This is a genomic window from Moorena sp. SIO3I8 (assembly GCF_010692325.1).
Classification (GTDB): Bacteria; Cyanobacteriota; Cyanobacteriia; order Cyanobacteriales; family Coleofasciculaceae; genus Moorena.
The window spans coordinates 1-1,362 of the sequence record NZ_JAAHHW010000403.1; the positions used below are offsets into that span (position 1 = coordinate 1).

The 1,362-nt window shown below is 45.7% G+C and carries 1 protein-coding gene; it reads left to right on the plus strand.

Annotated features, from left to right (window positions below; genetic code table 11):
* Positions 1-375: 375 nt before the first annotated feature.
* On the plus strand, positions 376-1,305 hold the full coding sequence (locus tag F6K51_RS37370) for an NF038130 family PEP-CTERM protein (RefSeq protein WP_293031254.1): 930 nt from the start codon (positions 376-378) through the stop codon (positions 1,303-1,305).
* Positions 1,306-1,362: the final 57 nt, after the last annotated feature.

A 1,362-nucleotide genomic window follows, 5' to 3' on the forward strand; every position in this document is an offset into this window, starting at 1 on the left:
GCGATCGCTAACATCCCACTCCGATACTAAAAAAAAGACACCAAGTGCTGCCAGCAACCCAAACAAACTCGAAGGCTAGCCACTGTTGACGATTTTCTACAAATATCTTGCAGTATCTCCAAAAATATGGCACGACTTTGATTAGTTTTCTAGTGTCATTGAAAACATTCTGGTTCCTTGAATTGAAGCCGAAAACCAAAGCAAACCATGATAGTGGTTGCGTTTTCTATTAAACACAGATAATTGCGCCAAGAGCGGAACAAAACCGATCTTGGCCTTGGGAGATACCCCCTGGCTGCGAGAGCAGCTTGCAGGGCGTGGGCTAAAATCGGCAAAGTAGATTTTGGTAGCTAAAAAGTATCGGGAGACATGTCAATGAAAAGCACAGTAATGAAAATGTGGCTCGGGGCCTCAATTATTGCCGGTATGAGTGCGATCGCCACTACCCCAGCTGTTGCTGGAAGCCTCACGGGAGCGACCCTGGAAGGTAGTGACTACCTCAAGTATGCATCTGACGGTACGAATACCTATGAAGCTCCAAATGCTATTTTGTCTACTATATTGCTAGGTGACGCTAGTGACCCTGGTGGAAACGTAGAGCTATTTGCCAGCAGTGAAACTCTGAGCAACAGCGACTTTGCCACCTATACCGATGTCACAAGCCTAACCGGTGACATCGGTGGTAAGGACATCACCTTGAGCAGTCTGACATTAGCTGACTGGAACAGTGATCTTGATAGTGATGGCATAACCTTAGGTCAGGAGTGGGTCAGTGATGCCTTAACTGCACACGGTCTTGGATCTTATGCTAGCAGCAATTTCATAGTTAATGAATTCTATACACTATTTAGCGATAATGGAGGATTGCAACGATTTAGCGACCCCAATATTTCCTACGTCAACCAAAACGCAACAGGCCAGATTAGCATTGGGCTAGCAGGTCACCTTGATGCTCGAGATGCGTTCGAAGATACGTTTGATCAGTTGGAACAGATGATGGCTCTTTTATCGCCTGGTTTTCAACTACCATTACCACCTAGTATAAGGGCTAGTGAAATTGTCAAGGTTGAATACAATGGGAAAACTGAATACCTTTACGGTTTCGTTCCCACACCATCTGGGCTAGTCAACCTAGAAGATGGTACATCTCACAATGCCACCTACCAAGTGGGCTTCCTTGGCGCTCCTCCAGAACCGTCTTCATCGGAACCACAAGATGTACCTGAATCCTCTACTGTGCTTGGTCTAATCGCTGTGGCTGGTTTGTTTACTGCTGTAGGGAAATTGGGAAAAGCTAACTGTTAAGGGAAATAGTGAACAATATTATTGAGAGGGGAGAACCATTGTGCCCCCCTCTCAATA